The organism is Gulosibacter sp. (assembly GCF_052090685.1).
Taxonomy (GTDB): Bacteria; Actinomycetota; Actinomycetes; order Actinomycetales; family Microbacteriaceae; genus Gulosibacter.
The window spans coordinates 106,072-130,039 of record NZ_JBQDBE010000009.1; the positions used below are offsets into that span (position 1 = coordinate 106,072).

A 23,968-nucleotide genomic window follows, 5' to 3' on the forward strand; every position below is an offset into this window, starting at 1 on the left:
AATCGACTCCGAATCAATACGGTGCGAGTGGGCGAATTTCCACGTGTCCACCCGGTGCGGATCCTGGCGATTTCCGGGCCCATTCAATTGCTTCATCGACGTTCGCGACCTCAATGATGTAGGCACCGCCGACAAATTCCTGTACCTCGGCAAAGGGACCGTTGGAGACGATGCGTTCGCCGGAGGCATCGCTGCCGACGTAGACGCCCTGTTCGGGATCTTCCAGTGCGAAAGAACTCACGACAACGCCGGCGTCAGTTATTTCTTTGTCGAAAGCGAAGAACTCTTCGGGGTCAGCGCCGCCTTCTTCGCCACAGTTTGGATCGTCGATGTGGCCCATGAGCAGTAGTACGTATTTCATGATTACTCCTTGGTGATCGTTGCCGAACCAGGTGGCCCGACATAATGATGACGTACGGGCATGTGCGAGATCGACAGGTCGCTCAAAATTCTTGGCATCGACATAGTCTGGATGCATGCCACAGTTACTTCGCCTTGATTCTTCAATCTCGCAGCCCTCACGCACTCGCCAGATTTCGGATGCTTTCGAGGAAGCCTGGTCTCATCGTGGATCCGAGTACACCGTTGTCACTCGCGATCTCGTTGCGCAGCCGCTTCCGCACTTCAGTTCGGTTGCGCTGCACTGGCCCGAACGCCTCCGCGACGGGCTCGCCGCAACGCCAGAACTCGAACAACAGCAGCGTGAGATCCTCGACGAGCTCGAAGCCGCTGACGTCCTGCTCATTGGTGCACCGATGTATAACTTCTCGATGCCCTCGCAGCTCAAAGCCTGGCTCGATCTCGTGCACGTCCCCGGTCTAACCGCACCTTTCGACATTGAGGTGCAGCCGTTCAAGGGCAAAGTTGCCTATGTGGTGTCGGCGCAGGGAGCCGCTTACGATGCCGGGACGCCCGAGGAAACACTCGACCACGTTATCCCACCGCTTAAGATCGTGCTCGAGGCAAACCTCGGCATCACGGTGGTGCCGATTGTGACCAGCCGGACGCTCGCCGATCGGGTGCCTGCACTTGATCCCGAACGCGCGAAGGCAGAGTTCGAGGAGGCGGTCGCGCAGGCACGGACGCTCGCAACCTCGTATGTCGCGCGCACGGTCTAGCAGGCGCGGCCTAGCAGGCGCGGCCTAGCAGGCGCGGCCTAGCAGGCGCGGTCTAGCATCCACGGCCTTGCAGGCGCGAACCGCCTAGCGAATGCAGGTGATCGACCCCACAACGAGCCCACCCCAATTGAAAAAGTGCCACGAGATGGACTGCACCCGGCGTGTCGCCGCGTGTCAAGCCATCCTGTGGCACTTTTTCAGTGAGTCGCGCCGATCATCGGCTGCGCTTAGTCGGTACCTGCTTCGAATGCCGCAAGGTTCGAGATCTCGTTGAGTTCATCGAGGTCGCGATCATTGCCCGAGACGATGGCCTCAGCGCCGCCGGATTCGAGCTCGCCCACGAGCGCAGCGGTCTCACCCGCGACGATGCCCTGCACCGCATACTGTTCGAGGCGTGCACGCGAGTCGGCGATGTCGAGATTGCGCATGGTGAGCTGGCCGATGCGCTCATCGGGGCCGAATGCGGCATCGCCGACGCGCTCCATCGACAGCTTCTCTGGGTGGTAGGACAGGTTCGGGCCCTCGGTGTTCATGATCGAGTAGTCGTCGCCGCGACGAAGGCGAAGTGTCACCGAACCGGTCACTGCTGATGACACCCAGCGAATGATCGCCTCGCGCTGCATGAGCGCCTGCGGGTCGAGCCAACGGCCTTCGTACATGAGGCGACCGAGCTTGCGACCCTCATTGTGATAGGTCGCGATGGTGTCCTCATTGTGGATCGCGTTGACCAGACGCTCGTACGCTGCGTGCAGCAGCGCCATACCCGGTGCTTCGTAGATACCCCGAGATTTTGCCTCGATAATGCGGTTTTCGATCTGGTCGGAGATACCAAGGCCGTGGCGGCCGCCGATCGTGTTTGCTTCGCGCACGAGCGCCACCGCATCGGTGTATTCCACACCGTTGATCGCGACGGGCTGGCCCGCGTCAAAGGTAATCGTGACGTCTTCGGTCTTAATGTCGATCGATTCATCCCACGGCGCGACGCCCATGATGGGTTCAACGATGGTGACGCCCGCGTTGAGATACTCAAGGTCCTTCGCTTCGTGCGTTGCGCCCCAAATATTTGCGTCGGTTGAGTAAGCCTTCTCAGCCGAGTCGCGGTACGGGTAACCACGCTCCACGAGCCACTCCGACATCTCCTGTCGGCCGCCGAGTTCCTCAACGAATTGTGCATCGAGCCAGGGCTTGTAGATACGCAGGTTTGGGTTGGCCATCAGGCCGTAGCGGTAGAACCGCTCAATGTCATTGCCCTTATAGGTGGAGCCGTCGCCCCAGATGTCGACGCCATCTTCCTTCATCGCGCGCACGAGCATCGTGCCGGTCACGGCACGACCGATTGGCGTCGTGTTGAAGTAGGTCTTGCCGCCCGAACGGATGTGGAATGCGCCGGTCTGCAGCGCCGCGATCCCTTCCTGCACGAGCAGTTCCTGCACGTCGATAAGGCGAGCGATCTCCGCGCCGTACTCCTTGGCGCGGCCCGGAACTGCGTCGATGTCGGGCTCGTCAGGTTGACCGATATTTGCGGTGTAGGTGCAAGGAATGGCGCCCTTTTCGCGCATCCAAGCAACGGCCACCGAGGTATCGAGACCACCGGAGAAAGCGATGCCGACGCGTTCGCCGACGGGAAGATGAGAAAGAACCTTGGACATAGGGGTAAGCCTATCGCGACCTGAGGATGCTTAATGCCGCTTTGCGCTCCCGAAGTGCTAAGCCTCGGGGAACCAACGTTGACGGACAATGGACGACTGGAATGTGTTGCCGTCGCGTGCATCCAGTTCCCCGGCAATCTGCAGCGCGAGATCCCGCAGTTGCGGTCCGCGAGCGTCCTCGGGATTCCGCTCCAGCAGTACTTTGCCGATCGCCGCGAACGTGTCGTAGTCGGGGTCCTCCCCCGGCACCGTGTCACGCAACATCGCATCGATAATCCACGGCAGCGCATCCGGTCGGTCGGCCACGGCCTCGACGAGTACCGAGTTCGGGACCGCGCCGAAGTCCTCGATCTCGCGGTCCACCGACTCGAGGGCGGTGATGACCTCATCCGCCCGGGATTCGCCACGCAGTCGCTTCGCAAACCACGACGTCCAGGCGAGTGCCGGTCGCTGCAGCGCCGGGTCGGGAGATTCAGTCAGCACCCAGTTCGCCATCGACTCGGCATACGCCGCATCGTATGGCCACACCATGCGGACCAAATTGAGGCACACCTGGAAACGATCCACAGATTCCTGCTCCGCCTCACTTTGGCGGGCGATCTCACCCACGAGGCGATGGAGTGCCGCACCATCCCCGAAGTGCGCGGCCTTTTCGGCTTCGGCCTGCAGCTGATGCGTGGACGTGAGTCCAATGAAATCAGCAATTTCCTGCGCCTTGTCGATGACCCGGTCGAGCTCCTCGAGCGAGGTCTTCGGGTCGCGAAATCCGGCTTCAATGATCGGCGGAAACAGCGAACTCATCACCATGCGCATGCCCTCATCCAGCGCTTCGCCGAACCGGGCCACATCCTGCTGCGCGAGCGCGTACTCCGATACGCAACGCGCTATGTCATCACTCTGCGCCGCATACGCGGCGCGCATGAGCCGCGCACCGAACCTGGCCGTTGGCACCCGAAAGGACTCGCTCTGGACGAGGATTGCTTCCGCCATCGCATCCGCCTCTTCGGAACTCTCCGCCGAGAGAATGTCAAACGCGCTGGTCGCGAGTTCCATGAAACGGTGTTTGAGGCCAATCGGCGGATTGTCCATCGCGATCGGCGCTTTCCGTCTCGCGAACCAGCCGGCGGTGAGGATGCGCTCGGCTCGCGCCTGCGTATCGCCCCAGGTCGCCGGGTCATCGAGCACCGCCGGACGCGGCCCCGCGGGCAGGCCCGCAAACCAGAACTCGTTGAGTTGGCGGACATGCCAGTCAGTGCGGCCGCGTTCGTCGGCGAGCTTCGCGTTCTCGTAGGCGAGCTGCTGCAGCATTCGGCCTTCCTCGCCTTGTGGATCGGCAAGGATTCGGCTGCGCGCAACACCGGCAACCAGTCGCCAATCGGAAGTCCCGAACACCATCTGGCTCAACGCATAGTCGGTCAGGGCCAATACATCTTCCGGTCGGTGCTCGAGCGCGACGATTGCTTCCTCAAGAATCACATTGCGGGTGAGCCACTCGGCACCGAACTGCTCACTGATCTCGTTGCCGATGATTGCCGCAATGTCACGCTGCCCATTGCGCGCAAAGAGCATGGCGAGGTATACGCGAAGCATTGCAAGCAGCTCGAGCTTTGGGTGATCTGGATCGAGGGGTCCCGGTGGCACACCGAGCGAACCGAAGCGCTGTTCGACCAGGCTGATCGCTTCCGGCACAGAGAACGGATCGATCAGGGTAGATTCCTGCACCGTCGTATCGGGGTTGTCGAGTGTCCACTGTTCGGAACCCTGCGCGAGCCAGCGGTGTCGCCACTCATTCATGGCATCGGCTTCGCCGAACTCACTCGCGAGCGCCGCGCGCGCGAGGAACAGGTTGGCCGGGTCAATGCCACGCTTACGCGTTTCCTCTTCGACGAGATCGACCACCATTTCAATGCGGTCCCGGGGCACCGAAGCGTCATCAATCAGCGAGGAAACAACGACTGGAATCGAACCGAGAAAGTTCTGAATATTTCCCGGCGCGATGTACTCGCCATAGCGCGTGACCAGCTGCATCACTCGGGCATAGGCATCCAGCGCTTCGTTCGCCATGCCGCCAAACATGTATGCGCTGTACTGCCCGAAACGAGCACTCGCGGCGTAGTGCACGAGTCCTTCGGCCTCGCAGTCGGCAGCCTGCTTCTCCCAGGCGTCCACCTGCCCCAGGTCTTCCGGCATCTCCCAAATTTCCTCTCCGCGTTGAATCAATGCGGAGACACGGTCGGCCTGCTCACCTTCGAGCGTGGGAATTTCGTCATAGCGAATCATGTGCGGTGTGGTTCCTTTGCGGGTGCGGGTTGAGGATCTAGGCGCTCGGCGGTTGGGATGCGGCGAGCAGCAGGGTCTGAAGCGCGCGGGCGAGCGCGGCTTGTTCTTCGGCATTCAAGCGCTGGCCAGCTTGCAAGAGGCCAAGCAAGTGCAGGGCTCGGATCGCGTCGTTTCGAGTGGCTGTCGTGAGCGGATTCGTCAGCGCTCGCACTGCGGCCGATTTCACGTTCAGCACGAGCCTCGGGCGAGTATCTCTCTCGTTCTCGCCGGCGCTCAGACCATCTGGAGAGAGCAAAGATGCCCAGGGATCGTCCTCCGCGTCCTCGAAGTGAAAGGGCGTACTCCTCGCCGGTACGTGCAGCACCATGAGCGATTCCGGACTGAACGAACGCAGTTCGGTGGCGACCCCAATGTCGCTGAGCACTGGTTCGACGAGGTGCCGGATGCGGTCGGCGAGTTCGCGTTCTTCCTCGCGCGGCGCAGGTAAGTCCTCGATCACCTGCTGAAGTTCGAACGCACTCAGGCTGAGCCGCTGTTGGGCCCGGTCGTAGCCACGTAACACCCTCGTGCCGTAGACATATGAACCGTTTACGAGCATCCCACCCCGCGCGGCAACGAGTGGCGCATAGGTGCTGAAGTCGCCCCGTGATTCGGCGTAGAGCACCCGAGACGGCATCTCGACGAGCCGCAGGTTTCCTCCGCTGGTCTCCCACGTGAGGTGCCGCGCAACAAAATCAAGCATCTGTTCGTCATCTGCCGCCATCCCCAGCAAGCTCGTGCCGTGCGCATTGACAAACACTTCAAACTCGGCGGGCGATTGCGAGACCATGCGTTCAATACCGGCGCGAAGCTGCCGCCCAACTTCGATCCGAACGTGTTCCACCGCCCCCGTATCCTGCAGCGCCTCTCTCGACGCGGTGAGGCTCAGCGACCCCGCTTCGAGCACGACACGAGCAAAGGTCGCCCAGTCGGGAACGACCTGGGTGTTGTCGGGTGCCACGAGCATCCCGTTTGAGACAAGAAAATCGCCGCCGCGGTTTCGAGAGTCGCCGTCGACGCCACTGATGAACGCGATGCCACGCACGCCGTGTGTGGGGATATTGATCGGGATGCTCGTCAACGGCGCGAAGCCGAATTCCTGTGCGCACCATTCTGCGGCCGCAATGGGCTTGAGTTCCCAAGGCGGGGTGTGCATGCTCACGAGCTTTGGCTGTGCTGGCGACCGGAGCCCGGCATCCGCTGCAGATACCCCGGGACCGGCACCGGCACCGACCCCGGAATCATCGGTACTGCGACCGGGCTCACGCACCACGATCGGGAACCCGAGGAGTCCGGCAAACTGCCGCGCGAGCAGTTCGACCCGATCAATGGTGACCCATTCGGATTCGTCGGGTCGTGCGATAACGCGAATCTCGGTGCCGGGTTCGGCGAGCGATGTTTCGGCCGTGGTTACCGAATAGGTGCCGTCGCCGTACCCGACCCACCGCATCGTTGGGCTGTTCGGTTCGCGAGCGCTGCGGGAGCGCACTTCGATTTCATCGGCCACGAGAAAGCAGGAGAGCAAGCCGATCCCGAACTGTCCGAGATAGTCGCGCCGGGCTGCGGTGAATTCCTGCTTCTTACTCGAGGCACCGATGGTCGCAAGCAGATTGCGTGCATCCGTCTCGGTCAGGCCGATGCCGTGGTCGCGAATCGTGACCGAACGGGATGCACCATCTACGGTGATCTCGATCGGTGCGCGGTTGCCGAGTCGAGCGGGCAGTGAGGGGTCGATTTTGAGTCGCGCGACCACCGCATCCCGAGCATTCTGGATGAGCTCGCGCACGTAGACGCGCGGGCTCGAGTAGAGGTGGTGCGAGAGAATCTCGACGATGCCGCGCAGGTCGACTTGGAAGTTTTCCTTGGTCACCCAAACAGCCTAAAGATGGTCGGCCGAGCGCAAACGAAATCTCGGCAGAATCCCGCTACAGATGTACCCGCCGCTACGACTCGTCTCGCCGATACCGGTCCGGTGTCAGGCCAAGGACCTTGCGAAAGTCGGTCGTGAGGTGCGCGTGATCCGCATAGCCGAGTTCGGCCGCGAGATCCGCGATCTTCAGCGAAGCATCCTCTCGCAACCGCCCGGCCGCCTCTTGGAGCCGATAGCGTCGAATGATCGCAATCGGCGACACTCCGATGTGGCGGGAGGCGAGCCGCTGCACCGTGCGGACCGTGAGGTTGAGCCGCTCGGCAACCTGTTCGACCCGCTGGATGCTGCGATCGGTCGCGATCACGTCTTCCATTTGGTTCGCAAGTAGGCCGGTCGCATCCGGTTCTGCGAGCGTCTGCGTCAGCCACGACTCGTACGCTTCGACGGCCTTCGCCACATCCTTGCTGCCAGCCATCGCGAGCGCGACATCACGATGCAGCGCGGGAGCCTCAATGCGCACCGAGGAGTCACGAATCTCCGCCAGATTGGTGTGCAGCTGTACCGCACCCGCGGGACGCAGCAAGGCGCCGACAGCCCATCCCTCACCCACCAAATCGCGATGTGTAATGCCAGTCGTCGGGCCGTAGAGGTCGATGCCTTCGGGCATCACCACGAGGTTGGATGCGGGGAACGGCAGCACCTGTTGGCGCGAGATCCGCCCCGGAGCAATCTGCCAGCGCGGAATCCAGAACCAGCGCACGAGCGCCTCGAGATGTGCGGGCGCGGGAACTCGCTGGAAGGAAGGGAGCCGCGACGGGTAGAGAATGCCGCGTCGATCAGAAGCATCAGGCACCGGCACTCCTCACGTTGTCGCAAATCTTCAAGCGGTCGAGCGCTCATCAAAATACTGTCGAAGCATGAATGATTCCAATGCCCAATCCATCGACAACGCCGTCCCAACCACCGCGGCCACCGGTGAACACACCACCGACGGCATCCCACACGGCTCGACCAGTCTGACTCCGTTTCTCGCGCTTGCCAACGCCGCCGACGCAATCGAGTTCTATCGCACGGTATTTGGTGCCCGCGTCGTCGATGTCACGGAGATGCACGGCATCGTTGTGCACGCCGAACTCGATTTCGGGACCGGTCGCCTGCAGCTTGGCGAGCCGAACCCCGAGTACGGTCTTGTGCCCGCTCCGTCAGGGGATGCCGACTGCTATTCGCTCGGGTTGTATTGCTCGAGTGTCGACGAGATTGTGGCAAAAGCAGCGGATGCTGGTGCCACGATTCGCGAGCCGATCACCAATTTCGTCTCCGGCGACCGCTTCGCGTCGATTCGCGACCCTTTCGGTGTGCGCTGGTCGGTCATGACGCGAGTCGAAGACCTCTCCGAGGAGGAGTCCGCGAAACGCGTCGCGGAGTGGGCGGCGGCGCAGTAAACACGCATCCAACGCCAGGGCTGCTGCGGGCGGGTGCTTAGGCTGGTGCTTAGAGACCCCGGTAGAGCGAACGCTGCAGCGGCTTGCGGAAGAGCCACAGGGCGATTCCGATCCCGACACCGAGCGCGATGATGACACCGAAGTACGGCACCGGTTCCATCGCTTCGAAGAGCTGACCGAGTAGTCCCGAGAACGAAGAACCGAGGGCGAGTGTCAGTGCGTTGAGTCCGATGAGTTCCGAACGGAACGCTTTCGGCCCAATGCGCGTCGCGAGTGACAAACCAATTGGCCCGACAAATACTTCAGAAGAGCCCGCGACAATCATCACCACGATCACGATCAGCAGTGGAATCTGCACACCGGCGTTTTCGGGGAACAGGATAAGCGCCACCATCATGAGCACGTATGCGAGGCCCATTTGCACGAGGCCCACCGCGAACTTGGATGGGGCTCCCGGACCTTCGTTCCCGCTGCGAGCCCAAACCCGCGCGATCACCGGCGTGATGAGCACGGCCGAAAGCTGACTGATCAGCGTGATCCACGGCACCGGCATGCTCCAGTCACCGATGCCGAGGTCCACTCGCTCGGTGATGAGGAACGTAATTGCGGTGAACTGCTGGAAGAGCAGACCGAAATACACTCCGGCGGCGAGGAAGAGCGGGAGGAATGCGCCAACGCGGTGCTTCTCGTCGGTGGTCACCTTCTTCGAGGTCAGAATCATCACGAAGTACCAGGCAGCGGCAATGAGGATGAGCACGGTAGTGATCGATGCCAGCTGCTCGGCGCGCAGGGTCCCGGTGGCGATGAGGATGCCCACCAGGGTGCCGACGATGATCGCTCCGAGGACGATCAGGATGAGCCTCGGCGCCGCGATCGGTCGCGAAACGACGTTCGTGCGTTCCGGGAGCTTGCGCATCGATACGAGATACTGCACGAGTGCACCCGCCATCCCGACTGCGGCGAGACCGAAGCCGAGGTGGAAGCCCCATTCGTTTTGGACAAATCCGGTAGCAGCCGGGCCGAGCACCGCGCCCGCGTTGATCGCGAGGTAGAAGTAGGCGAACCCGACGTCACGCTGACCGGCGTCGCGACCGTCAAGCACAATTCCGACGATATTGGTGATGTTGGTCTTGAGCGCTCCGGTACCGAAGATGATCAGGACGAGTCCAATCACCACACCTTCGATTCCAGGCACGATTGCGAGGGCGATGTGTCCGGCGGTGATGACCGTACCGCCCCAGAACACTGCCCACTTCGGGCTCATGACGCGTTCGCCGAGCCAGGCGCCGAGCAGCTGCGCGAGATAGACCGAACCGCCGTAGGCACCGACGATTCCGGCTGCGGCGGATTTGGGCAGTTCGAGGCCGCCTTCGATGACCGTAAAGTACAGGTACATCGTGAGGATGCCGTTGAGACCGTAGAAGGAGAAGCGCTCCCACAGCTCAGTGAAGGCAAGGCCACCAATTGTCCCCGGCAGCTTGCGCTTCGACGTGTCCGTTACTGGTGCGGTGTTGAGTGTCGTCATCTTCATTACCGCCCGCTGATGAGGTTGGCCATACGCGCGGTCCAGTGCGTCTTGGGCTGGTTGAGGCTGTACTCGCAGTTGTCGGCGTAGCCGTAGACCTTGTAGAGCACGCTCGCACCGAGCCAGCGAATGGGCTCGATTTCCCAGTTGCGGGGATTTCGACCGATCCACGGCAAGCGGGTCAGCTCGGTATCTTCGTCGAGGATGAGGTCACGAACCGTACGCGCCGCGAGGTTCGTGCCGGACAGTCCGTGTCCGACATAGCCGCCAGCAGTGAGTACGCCGCTCTCGCGGTCATAGTTGACGGCTGCGCTCCAGTCGCGGGGTACCCCGAGGACACCCGACCATGACTGCTCAAGTTTGACGTCGGCGAGCATGGGGAAGAGCTCGCCCAGGCGCTTCTTCAGTTGCAGGACGGCGCTGTCGGCGGTGCGACCACGGCGGTCGTAGCTGTTGTTGAAGTTATAGGGAACACCTCGTCCACCGATCGCGATGCGACCATCTTCGGTGCGGTGCATATAGGTGAAACTGTGTGCCATGTCGCCTACCAGTTCGGCACCGTGCCAACCCACTTGCTCGAGTTGCGCATCCGTGAGGCGCTCGGTGATGACCATGCTGCTGTTCATCGGCAGAAACTTGCGCTTCTTACCCTTGAGCGTGTGCGTGTACCCCTCGAGGGCCTGTACGACATATTGCGCGCGCACAACACCGCGGTTGGTGGCGACGCGGTGCGGCTCAATACTCAGCGCGGTGGTGCCCTCGTAAATCGTGGCGCCAAGCTTCTCGACGACCTCGGCGAGGCCGCGCGTGTACTTTGCGGGGTGCACCCGGGCGCAGTGCTGGGTCCAGTATCCGCCTTGGGCGCCTTCGATGTGCACGCGCTCGGCAAGTTCACTCGGTGAGAGCTCGGTCACGTCGTTGCTGGCCCAGCCCTGTTCCTTCATTTCCGCCATGTGCGCCCGAGCCCGAGCGAGCTGTGCGGCGTTTGTTGCGGCGTGCACGAGCCCGTCATGGACGAGGTCTTCGTCAAACCCTTCGGCACGAGCGACGTCGACCGATTCCTGCACAGCGCCGAACATCTCACGCTGGAGATTGCGGGCGGCATCGATGCCACCTGTTTTGGCGTAGCGGCCGAACTGTCCCGCCGGTTCGGCACTCATCCATCCGCCGTTACGACCGGATGCACCGAATCCCGCGAATTCGCGCTCGATCAGTGCGATTTCGAGTTCTGGCTTGGCTTTCTTCAAGTAGTAGGCGGTCCAAAGACCGGTGAGTCCCGCGCCGACAATCGCAACGTCCACCGCGGTGTTGCCGGAAAGCGATGCACGTCGAGTCGGCTCGCCGATACTGCGCATCCAAAACGAAACGTCACCATTCACGAAGCCGGGTGCCGTGGAGAGCTGCTGCGTCATTCGAAATCCATATCCTCTTTGAAACGGGAGTTGATTCCACGACCTTAACGCGCGGGCAGCCTTTTTCAGATCGTACGTAAGTACAAATTATCGAGTAAATACTGACTCTGTAAGGAACCGATCAGTATTTTCGGTGCCGCGGTCACGCCCGTTCTGATGACTGCTGTCGATTGATTTCTTCGGCCATCACTTGCCCACCACTCGTGAGCAGCGCGCGTTTCCAGGGCAGGACGCCCTCAATCTCGATCTGGATCGACACACTCAGCACGGTTCGGATGACCACAATGAGGCCCAGGATCAAGGCTTCTTCAATCGATGGCGTCGTAATGGTGCGGATGAGATCTGCCGCAACAAGGATTTCGAGACCGAGCAGAATGGCCGATCCGATCATCCGGCGAAGTATCTGGAACGCTGCTGCGCCGCTTTGCCCCTTGCCAAGCGCACGGATTGAATACACAGCGGCCAAGATGATGCCAAGTGCCATTGCGGCAACACCGAGCGCTTCAAATACGGCAACGACTACGTGAACCAGTTCATGAAGCACATCGGTGGACATGCGATCAGCGTAGCCCAGGCAGTCGCGACAGAAGGCCTGGTCTTGGATGGCATCCAAGCCCAGGCCTTCTTTCACTGTATTTCCGTCAGCTATTCAGCGGATACGAGGAGTTAGTCGCGAGCGATATCCGCGCGATTCCGTTTAGTGACGAGATAGACGCCGGCACCGGCGAGCGCGGCGGCTAGGAGCACACCGGCCATCACCGAGGCACCGGTTTGCGCGAGGCCGTCGTCAGGCTTCGTGCCCGAGTCGTCGCCATCGGCACCGCCGCCGTTGGCGCCACCAGAATCACTCCCGCCATTGGAACCACCGTTGCCGGAGGTCGGCGCGGTGGTGTCACTTGGACCGGTGGTATCGGTCGGAACCGCAGTCGTGGTCGGCTCCGTGGTGTCCGTCGGATCCGTCGTGTCCGTCGGCTCAGCGGTGTCAGTCGGCTCAGCGGTGTCAGTCGGCTCAGCGGTGTCAGTCGGCGTGCCGGTGTCGGTCGGCGGCGTAGTCTCGGTTGCAAGTTCGATGCTGACTTCGGTGGCACCAGCAATCTGCTGATCGAGGGCGCTCCCCACCGTGCCGTCTTCCGCGAGCGCCGCAAAGTCACACTCGATGTGTGGCGCGAGGGTGCTCACGGTACCGTCTTCGGCGGTCTGACCCACTTCACGCCAGCCTTCATCGCCCTCACAGGACATCGCGACCGGCACACCAGACGCGACCTCGCCATCCTCACCGAGGACCGAAACGGTCACCTCGTTGAGGGCCGCTCGGAATACCGAGCCACCAATGTACTGGGCGGCGATGCCGAGGCGTTCTTCGGAGATGTTGTCGATGGTGTCTGAGGGACGGTGGTACGTGGGCTCCAGCACGATGGAGGTTTCTGCGGACCAGAACATCCAGCTAAATACTGCTGCATCGATACCCACATCGTGGAAGGACTGGTGGTCACTGCGCCCGACGTAACCGCGGTTGAGCTCCCCTGCGCCGCTGTGCTGCGTGACTTCGCTGGCAAGGTTCAACACGGCGTTGTCTTCGTTATCCGGGTTGACCGACAGCCCCCAGAAGTCTGTGGGCTGTTCATCGGTACCGAGGAAGGATGTTCCCGCCATATCCATGTTCCACGCACCGATTGTGCGATCGATCTCATCCTGGGTGAGGTTATTGGCGTGGAATGCGGAACCGATGATTCCGCGCTCTTCCGCACCCCAGGCACCAATGCGCACTTCAACGTCGAGATCGTATTGCGCAATGATTCGAGCAGATTCAAGCATGATCGCGACGCCGGATGCGTTGTCACTTGCGCCCGGGCTGCCGACCACCGAGTCAATGTGCGAGCCGATGTACACGATCGGTGCAGTTCCCTCGGTGTCGCCCACCGCCGGCAAGACGCCGATCACGTTGGTGCTTTCCGTGGTGGACTGCTGCGTGGTGATGCTCAGTGAGAGTGGCCCCGTCGCGAGCAGCGCACGGATACGTTCCCCCTGAACGGTGCCGACCGTGGTGATCATCTCACCGGTAGCAGCTTCCGGAACGGTTGCGAGATTCGGGATCGATCCATTCGGAGTGGTCTGCGTGAAAATGATGCTGGCGGGATCAGCCGCCGCAAGGTCGGTGATGAGCGTATTGCGAGCGCTAGCATCACTGACCCAATTCACGAGGACATGCTTGTCCGCGAGGTCGGTGGCGACGAAGCTGCTGCCGTCGCCGATGTCGATCACTTCGGCATCCACCGGAGCATCGGTGCCGGTAAACAGGGCGTTTCCAGCGGGCCGGAACTGCCAGCTCGGTGTTCCGTCCACGTCATCGCGGCTCGGCACGACGTCGGCGAAGTTCGAGACCGGGACGTCGAAGGTCTCAATTTCAGTTTCGTAGCCATAGGAGTCGAGGAGGTCCTGCACGTACGCGTTCCCCTCCACTTCCGAGTCCGCACCGGCAATTCGAGGTCCAATGTCGACAGAAAGATATTCGACGTGACCAAATACATCGGCAGAGACAGGCTGGTCGAGGTACTCATCCTGATATCCAGGGATGTAGGTACCCGACTCAATTGCGGCAATACCGTCTGCTGGTGCGAGTGGGGCGGCGAGTGCCACACCGGTTGCCATCACGAGCGGTGCTACCGCGACGGCGGCACCGAACGTTACGATCCTCTTTCTCGTTTTGCTCCGTTTTGGACGTACGACTTGCTGATTCATTACTTGGGTGTCCTCTCTGACATCCGTGTTGCTGAATTCCATCCCGACTCACAATCGGCGTCGTTGCCGATTGCAGTATCCGCACCACGGTGCCGACACATTCCCCTCATCAACGGTGGTTTTAAGACGAAGAAACGGGATAAGGATGCGTCAGTGTTCCCTGGTTGGGAAACACCATTTCGAGCGTAGCGGATCTGAGAGTTTGCTGTGCGATTCGTGCAGATTCAACTTTGGGAATCTTACAAACTGTTAAGGATTCTGCGGCTAGCGCTCCAGCTCCGTTGCGACATCCTCCGCGTATTCGTACTGCGAGGGATCCGGGCGCTGATAGTCCGTGTTTTTCTCTTCGGGTCGCGATGGAATTTCGATCTCGCGCGGCTCCACAGACTCCCACGGGATGCGCTTGAGGATGTCGTGAATCACATTAATGCGCGAACGCTTCTTATCTTCGCTCTCCACCGTGATCCAGCGCGACCCCGGTAGGTCGGTCGCAGCGAACATCGCATCCTTGGCCCGGGAGTATTCTTCCCAACGATTGATCGATTCGACGTCCATGGGCGACAGCTTCCAGCGTCGCATTGGGTCTTCCGCGCGGGAGCGGAACCGCTGTTCTTGTTCGTCATCGGACACCGAGAACCAGTACTTGATGAGCCGAATGCCGTCGTCGACGAGCATCCGCTCAAAGTCCGGAGCCTGCCGCAAGAACCGGTGGTACTGCTGATCGGTGCAGAACCCCATGACCCGTTCCACACCGGCACGGTTATACCAAGACCGATCGAAGATGACGATTTCGCCCGCTGCAGGGAGATGCTCGGCGTAGCGCTGAAAATACCACTGCGTCTTCTCGCGCTCGGTGGGCGCAGGCAACGCCACGATGCGAGCATGCCGTGGGTTGAGGTACTGGGTGATTCGCTTGATCGCGGACCCCTTGCCCGCAGCATCCCGCCCTTCAAAGAGGATGCAGATCCGTTCACCGTTCTCGATTACCCACTGCTGCATTTCGACGAGCTGTGACTGTAAGCGCTTGAGTTCTTCCTCATACGCCGACTTGTCGAGCTTTGCAGGTTTGGTTCCAACGGTAACGCGATCGTATTTTGACATGTTCTGAAGCCTAGATGCCCGGCGGTGCTGCCGAAAGTCTCCAATTGCGGAATGGGCAGCCACAGTGCGCGACTCGGGCTGCGCAAATGCCACCTCGTGGAGCGGCTTGCGTTCGTTCCTTGCGGTGGGGTACCTTCGCGTCATGCATTTGTACTTCCTATAACGGTCAAGTAGGCCTACCGCGCTCGTTGAGTTCTTCCGAGTTCGCGGCGGCTGCTTGTTCCGACCCCATCGGGGTCACCGTTATTTTGCGCGCCCATCTGCCTGTCTGCAGGTCCTCGGTGCGCCTGATTCAAGGAATCACAGTGCAAAACAAGAAACGCCTCAATTTGTTGCGTGCCCTTCGCCCGCTGGCGACGCGTGACTACCGCCTGCTCTTCGCCGCCGTTGGCATCGAAGTATTTGGCACCGGTGTGTGGACCATCGTCATGGTCTTCCAAGTCATTGCCCTGGATGACAGTCCGCTCGCGCTTTCCGCCGTCGCAACTGGAATGAGCTTGGGACTATTCGTCTTCTCCATTTTCGGTGGCGTGGTTGCGGACCGCTTCTCGAAACGTCAGATCATCATTACCGTTCAGGGCACCACTGCGGCAGTCATGACAGTGGTCGCTGTGCTGTCACTCACCGGCGCCGTGGAACTATGGCACGTCGCCCTTGCATCCTTTGCGATGGGAGCGGGGAGCGCCTTTTTCTATCCGGCATACAGCGCATACCTACCGCAGGTGCTGCCGCTTGAACAGCTGCTTGCCGCGAATGGACTCGAGGGCGCGCTGCGACCGACGCTCGGACAAGGACTCGGCCCAGCAGTCGGCGGAATCGTGGTGGGCCTGTTCTATCCCGCCGCCGGTGCAGTGATCGTGGCGGCGGCGTATGCAATTGCGTTCGTCATCACGCTGTTCTTGAGCCGCCCTGAACGTGCTTCAGCACCAATTGAGCCGGGCACCGACTCGAGTGGCGGATCCAGCATCTGGGGCGACCTTCGTGCTGGCGTGCGCTACGTTGCCGGCACGCGCTGGCTGTTGTGGACGCTCCTGTTCGGGTCTTCGCTCGCGCTCATCATTCAGGGCCCCATCGAGGTGCTGCTGCCGTTCCTCACTCGCGAGCGCTTCGGAGAGGCTGAGGCGACTTTCGGATTCCTCTTGGCTGCGTACGGCGTCGGTGGTGCCATCGGTTCGCTGGCGGTCTCTTCAATGCGACTCCCCCGCCACTATTTGACGTTCATGATCGCCTGTTGGGGCGGTGGCACACTTCCGTTGGTCGCGGTTGGGCTCATCGACAACTTGCCCGTGATGCTCACAGCGCTATTTTTCGTTGGTGCGGCCACTGGCGGTGGCGTGGTGATCTGGGGAACGCTGCTGCAGCGACTCGTGCCGCTCGACATGATTGGCCGCGTCGCGAGTCTGGACTTCTTCGTGTCGATCGCGTTTTTGCCCGTGTCGATTGCGCTGGCAGGGCCGCTGTCGCTGCTCGTCCCGATTCCGGTGATCTTTGTGATCGCAGGGATGCTCCCGCCGGTGTTGGCGACCGTCGCGATCCTCGCTGGGCGGATGCGCGAGACTGAGATCGCGCATCCTCTCGATACTGCTGATGAGGCAAGTGAGGACACCTGAAGTCAGGCTCGCTTCGAACGCATCGCTTTGAGCTGCTTCACCGAAGAGTCATTGGCGAGCGATTGGTAGTCCTCGGCAACTTGGATGAACGTACCGGTGTAATTTGTGCTTCCCATGCTTCCAATTTCGCAGGGATGCGGGTCTCGAGATAGCAAAAAGCGACAGGTCGGTGTGCCTGGCTACGAGAATCAGGACCATGAACATCACTGGTGATGCGCGGGAGCGACCCATCGCCGCCTCAGAGCGCTCCGGCGTGCTCTACCCGGATCGGTTGGCGCGGTTCGCGGCAGGATGGATCGCCCCTGACGCCGCGTTCTCGGCGGTGGTTGATCAGTATTGGCATGTGTCCTGGCAGCTGGATGCAGTGGAACGGTTGGATCAACCGATCATCGATCTGCCGGCGCTGAGCGTTTCTGTGGAAGACGGAGACGTACCGGCTCCGCTCGTGGTCACAGGATCCGACTACGACCGGTAGGTTTGGTCGCCCTCAGCGACCCCACAATGGTCGGGCTGACAGGATTTGAACCTGCGACCCCTACACCCCCAGTGTAGTGCGCTACCAAACTGCGCCACAGCCCGAAACCGGTTGTACCGGCCATTGCCTAAGCAACCTCACCATACTAACGCAAAATCGAGCAACCCCAAACACGATCTCGACTGGGTCAATATCTGGCCGCAACAACGCCCCAAAACTCGACCACCGCATCCTTCACCGTGCCCAACCCCCAGGAATTCACCCGCACCCTCGTACGCTGGGAAGCATGCAACGAACTCTTCACGTCATGCGTCATGCCAAATCCGACTGGGGCGCGGGACAGCCCGACCACGAGCGTCCACTCAATGACCGCGGGTGGCGCGACGCCGACGCCGCCGGTGAGCACCTCACATCCCTGCCCGAGTCGATCGAGTTGGTGCTCTGCTCGACGTCGACGCGAACTCGGCAAACGCTGGACCGCGCCGTCGAGGGCGGTCTCGAGGTATCTGACGTGCAATTCAGTGAGCAGATCTATGAGTCGTCGCTCTCCCACATCCTGCCGCTACTACGTGAGGTTGAGCCGACCTGCGCATCCGTGCTGCTGCTCGGCCACTTCCCCACCGTGCACGATCTTGTGCTGACGCTCGCGACTGAGGACGAGCATCCTGGCTGGGAAGAAATGGAATTGAAGTTTCCGACCAGCGCGATTGCGACCATCACCTTCGAGCATGAGTGGGAAGCGCTTGGCGAACCGACGGGCACGCTGCGCGACTTCGTCATCCCTCGCGGCTGACCCCACGACCTGCGAGCTCGTGAGCTACCACTCGACGATCTCGCGCAGCGCTTCCTGAATTTGATCGAGTCGTCGATTCCAGGGCCGAGTAAACGCAACCGATCGCGGATGGTCGATCGCCTCGGTCAGTTCAACCCAGCGATAGGCATCCACCTCACCCGGTTGCGGAATCACCTCGGCAACCTCAGGAATCTGCACCGCATAAATATCAAATAGCGCAACCGGCTCGAACAACCTACCGACGGGCATGAATTCCTCGAGCGCGAACTCGAGCCCGGTCTCTTCCGCAAGCTCTCGCTGCGCAGCTTCCACACTCGACTCTCCCGCACAGGCGCTCCCTGCCGAGAACTCCCACTCCCCCGGATGCGTTTTCTCGGGCGAGCGCCGAGTCACGAGCACTTCTCCGAGCGGCGTGTAGACGCAGGTTCCCACGACGACGTGGAATTCGCCCGGCTTGAAATCCGGCGCCGCGCGACGAGTGGTCCGACCGACGGGGTTCCCATTGACATCGACGACGTCCCACAACTCTTCGGTCGTGTTGTCGTGCTCGCATGCCGGTGGTGTTGTCATGCGCTTAAGCATTGTGGCGAACCGGATGTCGCGCAAATTAGGCTTGCGTCATCATGCCTCACGCCACCTCGACTCACGACACCGCGACCGCACTCTCCGCGCATGATTGGCAGCGGCTCGAGTCGCAGCATCGGGACCGCGCCGACCGGTTGAGCCAGGCCTATCGCGAACACCACGCGCGCGGCGAAAAGCACGCGATCGACGATTTTCTCTTCACCTATTACTCCTACAAACCGGCGGTCTTGCGGCGCTGGCATCCCGGTATCGACCGGTCGCTCGAGCAGGCGGATGCGTGGCTTGAGAAGCGCTGGTATCAGCAGGATGCCGCTGGTCGGGTGACGGTGGATGCGGCGGGTTTTCTCGTGGCAAAGGCCGACCTCGTACGCAATATTGAAGAACTTACCGATGCGGTACTCAACCGGCCGCCGCGATTCGGCTGCTTCGGACTGCACGAGTGGGCGATGGTGTACAAACAGGACGAGCGCCGGCATCCGATTCCACTGCGGCTCGGGCAGCGAGGTACCGACGACGTCGTGGAATCGCACGAGATTAGTTGCAGTCATTACGACGCGTTTCGGTTCTTCACCCCCGAGGCACGACCACGCAATAGCCTGCAACCGACGCGGGCGACGCAGTGCGCGCTTGATCAAGCGGGTTGCCTGCACGCGAATATGGACATATATAAGTGGTGCATCAAGCTCGGTCCGCTCGTGCCCGGCGAGCTGTTGTTGGATGCCTTCGAACTCTCGCGGGAGATCCGCTGGGTGGACATGCAGGCGTCGCCATATGACGTGAGCGAGTACGGCGTTCCGGCGATCGAGATTGAGACCGCCGCGGGCAAGGCGGAGTATGTGCGCTTGCAACGTGGTTTCGCGACGCGCGGCCAGGCGCTTCGACAGCGGATGCTCGAGGTCATTCGGGCTGCTCGTGACGCCGTGCTCGAGGTGCAACAGATCGAATCGCGAGCATAGTGCCGTCCTACCGCGTCACCCTCACTATTGGGCAGATCACCGGGAGCATTCCACCGACGCAGGTGCAACCTTTCGTGCGCGATGCCTGTGCCGAGGTGGCGAATGTGGAGGCGTGTGATATCCGTTTGGAGCGCGGTGTCCCGGTGATCGTGACCCGATTCACCGCGCTCAACGACGCCGAGGCGGCGACCTTCGCCACGCACACCCGCGATCGCGTCGCGGCGGTCGCCGAGGTGCAGCGAGCGAAGGTGACCAAGCGCGTCAAGAACCATTGGCCGCCGATCGACGTCGGATCGTTGTGAGCGACCGATCGCTGCGGTGATCCGAGCAGCCTCACGGCTCCGCTCGGTTCGCATTGAGTCAAAAGACTACAAGCCCCACCGTGTGATTTTCAGGTTCCACTGGCTGGCGGTGCGCCTTCCGCTGCGTCCGCGTCGCCGTCGACGCGCTTTGCGTCACCGGCCGCGCTGCCCGCCGCATCACCCGCGTCGCCATCGGAACCTGCATCACCATTGATACCCACGTCACCATCGATACCCGCGTCACCATCGGACCCCGCATCAGCATCGATACCCGCGTCGCCGTCGGTACCCGCGTCAGCATCGATACCCGCGTCACCATCGGTACCCGTGTCACCATCGGTACCGACAATGTCCGTGCGCAGTTGACCCGTGACCTCATCCACGGCGGCGCCCACCGTCGGTGCGAATCGCTCGCTCGGGAAGTGCTTGTTCAACTCGTAGCTCGCGAAATGATCCCAAACCGGGCTCTTCATTTCGGCAAAGATCAACGTGATGCCCCGGGACACGAAGTAGGAGTCAAGGTTGAGCAGCTCATCCATCGCGGTCGAATCGATGTCGGTGATCGGTTCCGAGGCGAGAATGACAGTCTCGATAGGCTGCAGCCCTTCGGCCTCCGCTTCGGCCCGCGCTTCACGCACGGTAGCCCGCATGAACTCTGCGAACAGGCTCGCGTTGGCGAAGAAAAGCGGTGCGTCGAAACGAACGATCACGACGCCGTCAATGCGTTCCGCATCCTCATAGCGCGAGATGTCATGGTAGCCGCGCAGTCCCGGCACGTACCCGAGTTCGGCGCGGTAGGGCCGGCTCACCCGCCAGGCCATCGCGACGAAGGACAGCGCAATCGCCACCAGGATCCCCTCGAGCACCCCGACGAGGAACACGCCGAAAAACGCGAATGTCGACAGTACGGCCTCTGGCGGGTCCATTTTCCAAAGACGGACATAGGCCGGAATGTTGATGAGACTCGAGGCCGCGACAATAACGACCGCCGCGAGCGCCGCATCCGGCAGGTAGGCGGTCACGCCGGGCACCACCAGCATGAACAGCAGCACCACCAGCGCGCCGACAACGCCCGTCAGCTGGGTCTGCGCGCCCGCCTGCTCCCCCACAGGCGTTCTCGAAGTCGATGCCGAAACAGGGAAACCGCCGAAGGCTCCCCCGGCGACATTCGCAATACCGAGACCAATCATTTCGCGGCTGCCATCCACCGACTCACCGCGTCTGGACGCGAGCGTTCGGGACAGCACTGCCGTGTCGGTGAACGCGATCAACGCCAGGCCGAATGCGGGGCCGATGAGCATGAGAACATCACCCCAGGTGAGACCGCCAAGCGCAGGGGCTGGCAGGCCGCCGGGCATGGCGCCGACTACCGGGAGTTCATCACCTCGCTGCAATACGAAGGCGGCGATGCTCGCGAGCACCACCGCGACCAGTAGTCCGATTCCGGGCTGCCGAATGACGTACTTGAAGAGCAGCATTACGGCAATCGCGCCGAGCCCGATCAACGACGGGATCGGTTGAATCGCACCGCCACCGATGGCATCGACAAGTCCGAGTATTCGTTCGGTCGGCGCGGATCCTGAAGACGAGAAGCCGAGCAGTGCGGGCACCTGCGAGACGATGACGATGAGCGCGATCGCGTTGAGATAGCCAACCTGAATCGGCTTCGAGAGCAGGCTCGTGAGGAACCCGAGGCGGGCGAGGCCGCCGACGAAGAGCAGCACGCCGACCATGATGCCGAGGAGACCCGCGAGCGCCACCGCCCGTGCTTCGTCACCGGCCGCGAGCGGGATGATCGCGGCCGCGATGATCGGTGCAAGTGCCGAGTCCGGGCCAAGCACGAGGATGCGCGAAGGCCCGAAGATGGCGTAGGCGATAAGCGGAACGATGGTTGCGAAGAGACCCGTATAGGCAGGCAAACCGGATGCGACCGCGTAGCCCATCCCCGCGGGAATGAGCAGCGTCGAGAGCACCACGCCGGCACGAATATCGGGCCAGATCCACGAGCGGTCGTAGTGCGCGGCGGTGTGGAGTCCGGGCACTACGGCCCGCAACAGTCTCTGTCGTCCGGCCTCGTTGCCACCGGAGTTCGCTCCGTTCACAACTACCACGATAGGCGCGCGACCCTGGACTCAGCCGACCCCGTGGGCGGACGCAGCTGCCCCGGTCTAGCCCGCCGACCCCGCCGACCCAGTCAACACAGCCGTCCCAGTCGAGCCCGCCAACCCAGCCGTTCCCGCCGTCCCAGCCGTCCCAGTCGTCCCAGTCGAGCCCGCCGACCCAGCCGTTCCCGCCGTCCCAGCCGTCCCAGTCGTCCCAGTCGAGCCCGCCGACCCAGTCGGATACCACCCGAAACGCGGTTTACTACCGTCCAGAAAGTGGTATGCCACGTTTTCGGTGGTATCGGGGCGACAGCGACTGGCGGGCCAACAACCACCGACCCACACGACCCGCACAACGCAGAGCGGTGGGGCTCCCAATCGGAAGCCCCACCGCTAGCGATTCAGCAGCGCAACTGCACCAAGCGCCGAGCTACACCTCGACGACGTCGCGACGAACCGGCACAACGAGCGGGTGCACGCCGCCGATGTGCTCGATCGTGCGCACGACCTGCTTCGAGTAGCCGTACTCGTTGTCGTACCAGACGTAGAGCACGATGCGGTTGCCGGTTGCGATGGTGGCCAAACCGTCTACAACACCGGCGCGGTCGTTGCCGACGAAGTCGGTCGAGACCACATCGGGTGAGTCAACGAAGTCCACCTGCTGGCGGAGGTTCGAGTGCAGCGAGACGTTCCGGAGGTAGTCGTTGAGGTCTTCTTTGGTGACTTCCTGCTCGAGTTCAAGGTTGAGCACCGCCATCGACACATCCGGGGTCGGAACGCGAATCGCGTTGCCCGTGAGCTTGCCCGCGAACTGTGGCAGCGCCTTCGCAACGGCTTTCGCCGCACCGGTCTCGGTGAGCACCATGTTGAGGGTCGCGGCACGACCGCGACGCTCACCCTTGTGGAAGTTGTCAATCAGGTTCTGGTCGTTCGTGAATGAGTGCACGGTCTCGACGTGGCCGTGCTTCACTCCGTACTTGCGGTCCAGCGCGGCGAGAACCGGAGTGATGCCGTTCGTGGTGCAAGATGCGGCCGAGAGAATCGTGTCCTCATCCGTAATGCCCTGGTGGTTGATGCCAAACACAATGTTGGGAATCGAGCCTTTACCAGGAGCGGTGAGGAGCACACGCTTCACGCCCTTGGCCTGGAGGTGCTGACCGAGGCCAGCTTCGTCACGCCAGCGGCCCGTGTTGTCCACAACGATGGCGTCGTCGATGCCGTATTCGGTGTAGTCAACGCTCGTGGGGTCATTCGAGTAAATGATCTGAATGAGCGTGCCGTTGGCAAGGATTGTGTTGTTTTCCTTGTCCACTTTAATGGTGCCGTTGAACGGTCCGTGAACCGAGTCGCGGCGCAGCAGCGACGCACGCTTTTCCAAGTCGTTGTCACCGTTCTTACGCACGACAATCGCGCGAAGACGCAGGCCCGGTCCCGTCGAAGCCTGTTCAATCATGATGCGCGCAAGCAGTCGGCCAATGCGACCGAAGCCGTAGAGCACCACATTGGCGATGTTCTGCGACCCGTCAGATGGGCCAACTTCCTTGAGCTGCTCCTTGATGAAGGTAGCGAGGTCGGTGCCTTCGGGCTCCTGCTGGTACAGATGTGCCAGAGTCGCGATATCGACCGATGCAGTTTCAATGCTCAGGTTGCTCAGCGCTTCAAGGATCGCGGTGGAGAGCTCGAGCTGCAGTTCCTGGCCGTGGTTACGACGCGCTGCACGGTGAGCCTTAATCACCTCGATGGCGGAGCGATTGATGAGTCGACGGCCGTGGATCGAAGTAACGACGTTTCGCTCGCGGTAGAGCTTCGAAACGAGCGGCATCATCTTTTCCGCTGCGGCAACACGGTCAAACCAGTCGGCCTGCGCTTGAATGTGCAAATCGGTCATAGGGGTTTCCCTCCGTCGGGTAAGGGTGGGCGCGAATCGCAGTTGTAAATGCGTCGAACCAGCTTACCCAACGGGGGTGACA

Annotated in this window: 20 protein-coding genes and 1 tRNA gene; 7 read left to right on the forward strand and 14 right to left on the reverse strand. The window is 61.6% G+C overall.

What is annotated here, in order from left to right; genetic code table 11:
- Positions 1-13: 13 nt before the first annotated feature.
- Positions 14-361: a YciI family protein gene (locus ACTHXA_RS07815; protein ID WP_441671064.1), complete on the reverse strand. Its 348-nt coding sequence runs from the start codon at positions 359-361 to the stop codon at positions 14-16.
- Between the two features lie 115 nt (positions 362-476).
- Between ACTHXA_RS07815 and ACTHXA_RS07820 the strand changes: the two genes are divergently transcribed.
- Positions 477-1,118, forward strand: a complete 642-nt coding sequence (locus ACTHXA_RS07820; RefSeq protein WP_441671066.1) for an FMN-dependent NADH-azoreductase — start codon at positions 477-479, stop codon at positions 1,116-1,118.
- Between the two features lie 227 nt (positions 1,119-1,345).
- Here the strand turns inward: ACTHXA_RS07820 and argG are convergent, their stop codons facing one another.
- The 4 genes from argG to ACTHXA_RS07840 all read right to left on the reverse strand — a co-directional run bounded on the left by argG (position 1,346) and on the right by ACTHXA_RS07840 (position 7,809).
- The gene (gene argG, locus ACTHXA_RS07825; RefSeq protein WP_441671068.1) at positions 1,346-2,767 is read right to left on the reverse strand and encodes an argininosuccinate synthase; all 1,422 of its coding nucleotides are present in this window, start codon (positions 2,765-2,767) and stop codon (positions 1,346-1,348) included.
- A gap of 57 nt (positions 2,768-2,824) precedes the next feature.
- The gene (locus ACTHXA_RS07830) at positions 2,825-5,047 is read right to left on the reverse strand and encodes a hypothetical protein (RefSeq protein WP_441671070.1); all 2,223 of its coding nucleotides are present in this window, start codon (positions 5,045-5,047) and stop codon (positions 2,825-2,827) included.
- A 37-nt stretch (positions 5,048-5,084) separates the two neighbouring features.
- A complete protein-coding gene (locus tag ACTHXA_RS07835; RefSeq protein WP_441671072.1) occupies positions 5,085-6,956 on the reverse strand; it encodes an HSP90 family protein in 1,872 nt (623 codons plus the stop codon).
- A 73-nt stretch (positions 6,957-7,029) separates the two neighbouring features.
- Entirely contained in the window at positions 7,030-7,809 is a 780-nt protein-coding gene (locus ACTHXA_RS07840; RefSeq protein WP_441671074.1) for a helix-turn-helix domain-containing protein, read from the reverse strand.
- A gap of 64 nt (positions 7,810-7,873) precedes the next feature.
- Here ACTHXA_RS07840 and ACTHXA_RS07845 point away from each other — a divergent pair, with 64 nt between their 5' ends.
- Positions 7,874-8,398, forward strand: coding sequence for a VOC family protein (locus tag ACTHXA_RS07845; protein ID WP_441671076.1), 525 nt, complete (start codon positions 7,874-7,876; stop codon positions 8,396-8,398).
- A 49-nt stretch (positions 8,399-8,447) separates the two neighbouring features.
- Here the strand turns inward: ACTHXA_RS07845 and ACTHXA_RS07850 are convergent, their stop codons facing one another.
- The 5 genes from ACTHXA_RS07850 to ppk2 all read right to left on the reverse strand — a co-directional run bounded on the left by ACTHXA_RS07850 (position 8,448) and on the right by ppk2 (position 15,175).
- Complete coding sequence (locus ACTHXA_RS07850) at positions 8,448-9,923, reverse strand: peptide MFS transporter (RefSeq protein ID WP_441671078.1); 1,476 nt, start codon at positions 9,921-9,923, stop codon at positions 8,448-8,450.
- A gap of 5 nt (positions 9,924-9,928) precedes the next feature.
- A complete protein-coding gene (locus ACTHXA_RS07855; protein WP_441671080.1) occupies positions 9,929-11,335 on the reverse strand; it encodes an NAD(P)/FAD-dependent oxidoreductase in 1,407 nt (468 codons plus the stop codon).
- Positions 11,336-11,477: 142 nt separating this feature from the next.
- Positions 11,478-11,891, reverse strand: a complete 414-nt coding sequence (locus tag ACTHXA_RS07860) for a DUF1622 domain-containing protein (RefSeq protein WP_441671082.1) — start codon at positions 11,889-11,891, stop codon at positions 11,478-11,480.
- Between the two features lie 110 nt (positions 11,892-12,001).
- Positions 12,002-14,074 (reverse strand): M28 family peptidase, encoded by a 2,073-nt coding sequence (locus ACTHXA_RS07865; protein WP_441671084.1) that lies wholly within the window; start codon positions 14,072-14,074, stop codon positions 12,002-12,004.
- Between the two features lie 264 nt (positions 14,075-14,338).
- The gene (ppk2, locus tag ACTHXA_RS07870) at positions 14,339-15,175 is read right to left on the reverse strand and encodes a polyphosphate kinase 2 (protein ID WP_441671086.1); all 837 of its coding nucleotides are present in this window, start codon (positions 15,173-15,175) and stop codon (positions 14,339-14,341) included.
- Positions 15,176-15,480: 305 nt separating this feature from the next.
- On the opposite strand from ppk2, the gene ACTHXA_RS07875 reads away from it, so the two are divergent.
- Both ACTHXA_RS07875 and ACTHXA_RS07880 read left to right on the forward strand, forming a co-directional pair.
- Positions 15,481-16,785, forward strand: coding sequence for an MFS transporter (locus tag ACTHXA_RS07875; RefSeq protein WP_441671088.1), 1,305 nt, complete (start codon positions 15,481-15,483; stop codon positions 16,783-16,785).
- A 196-nt stretch (positions 16,786-16,981) separates the two neighbouring features.
- Positions 16,982-17,260 carry a hypothetical protein gene (locus ACTHXA_RS07880; RefSeq protein ID WP_441671090.1) on the forward strand — a complete coding sequence of 93 codons (279 nt, stop codon included), beginning with the start codon at positions 16,982-16,984 and terminating at the stop codon, positions 17,258-17,260.
- 27 nt (positions 17,261-17,287) lie between these two features.
- Here ACTHXA_RS07880 and ACTHXA_RS07885 read toward each other — a convergent pair.
- Positions 17,288-17,364 (reverse strand) — tRNA-Pro (locus ACTHXA_RS07885).
- A gap of 182 nt (positions 17,365-17,546) precedes the next feature.
- Here ACTHXA_RS07885 and ACTHXA_RS07890 point away from each other — a divergent pair.
- Positions 17,547-18,053 (forward strand): SixA phosphatase family protein, encoded by a 507-nt coding sequence (locus ACTHXA_RS07890; protein ID WP_441671092.1) that lies wholly within the window; start codon positions 17,547-17,549, stop codon positions 18,051-18,053.
- Between the two features lie 24 nt (positions 18,054-18,077).
- Here the strand turns inward: ACTHXA_RS07890 and ACTHXA_RS07895 are convergent, their stop codons facing one another.
- Positions 18,078-18,623 carry an NUDIX hydrolase gene (locus tag ACTHXA_RS07895; RefSeq protein ID WP_441671094.1) on the reverse strand — a complete coding sequence of 182 codons (546 nt, stop codon included), beginning with the start codon at positions 18,621-18,623 and terminating at the stop codon, positions 18,078-18,080.
- A gap of 53 nt (positions 18,624-18,676) precedes the next feature.
- Here ACTHXA_RS07895 and ACTHXA_RS07900 point away from each other — a divergent pair, with 53 nt between their 5' ends.
- A complete protein-coding gene (locus ACTHXA_RS07900) occupies positions 18,677-19,594 on the forward strand; it encodes a 3-methyladenine DNA glycosylase (protein ID WP_441671096.1) in 918 nt (305 codons plus the stop codon).
- Positions 19,594-19,896, forward strand: coding sequence for a hypothetical protein (locus ACTHXA_RS07905; RefSeq protein ID WP_441671098.1), 303 nt, complete (start codon positions 19,594-19,596; stop codon positions 19,894-19,896). Before ACTHXA_RS07900 ends, ACTHXA_RS07905 begins: the two co-directional genes overlap by 1 nt.
- 89 nt (positions 19,897-19,985) lie before the next feature.
- Here ACTHXA_RS07905 and ACTHXA_RS07910 read toward each other — a convergent pair whose 3' ends face one another.
- Together ACTHXA_RS07910 and ACTHXA_RS07915 are read right to left on the reverse strand one after the other, a co-directional pair.
- A complete protein-coding gene (locus ACTHXA_RS07910; protein ID WP_441671100.1) occupies positions 19,986-21,998 on the reverse strand; it encodes a SulP family inorganic anion transporter in 2,013 nt (670 codons plus the stop codon).
- Positions 21,999-22,428: 430 nt separating this feature from the next.
- Positions 22,429-23,886, reverse strand: coding sequence for a glyceraldehyde-3-phosphate dehydrogenase (locus tag ACTHXA_RS07915; protein ID WP_441671102.1), 1,458 nt, complete (start codon positions 23,884-23,886; stop codon positions 22,429-22,431).
- Positions 23,887-23,968 lie beyond the last annotated feature (82 nt).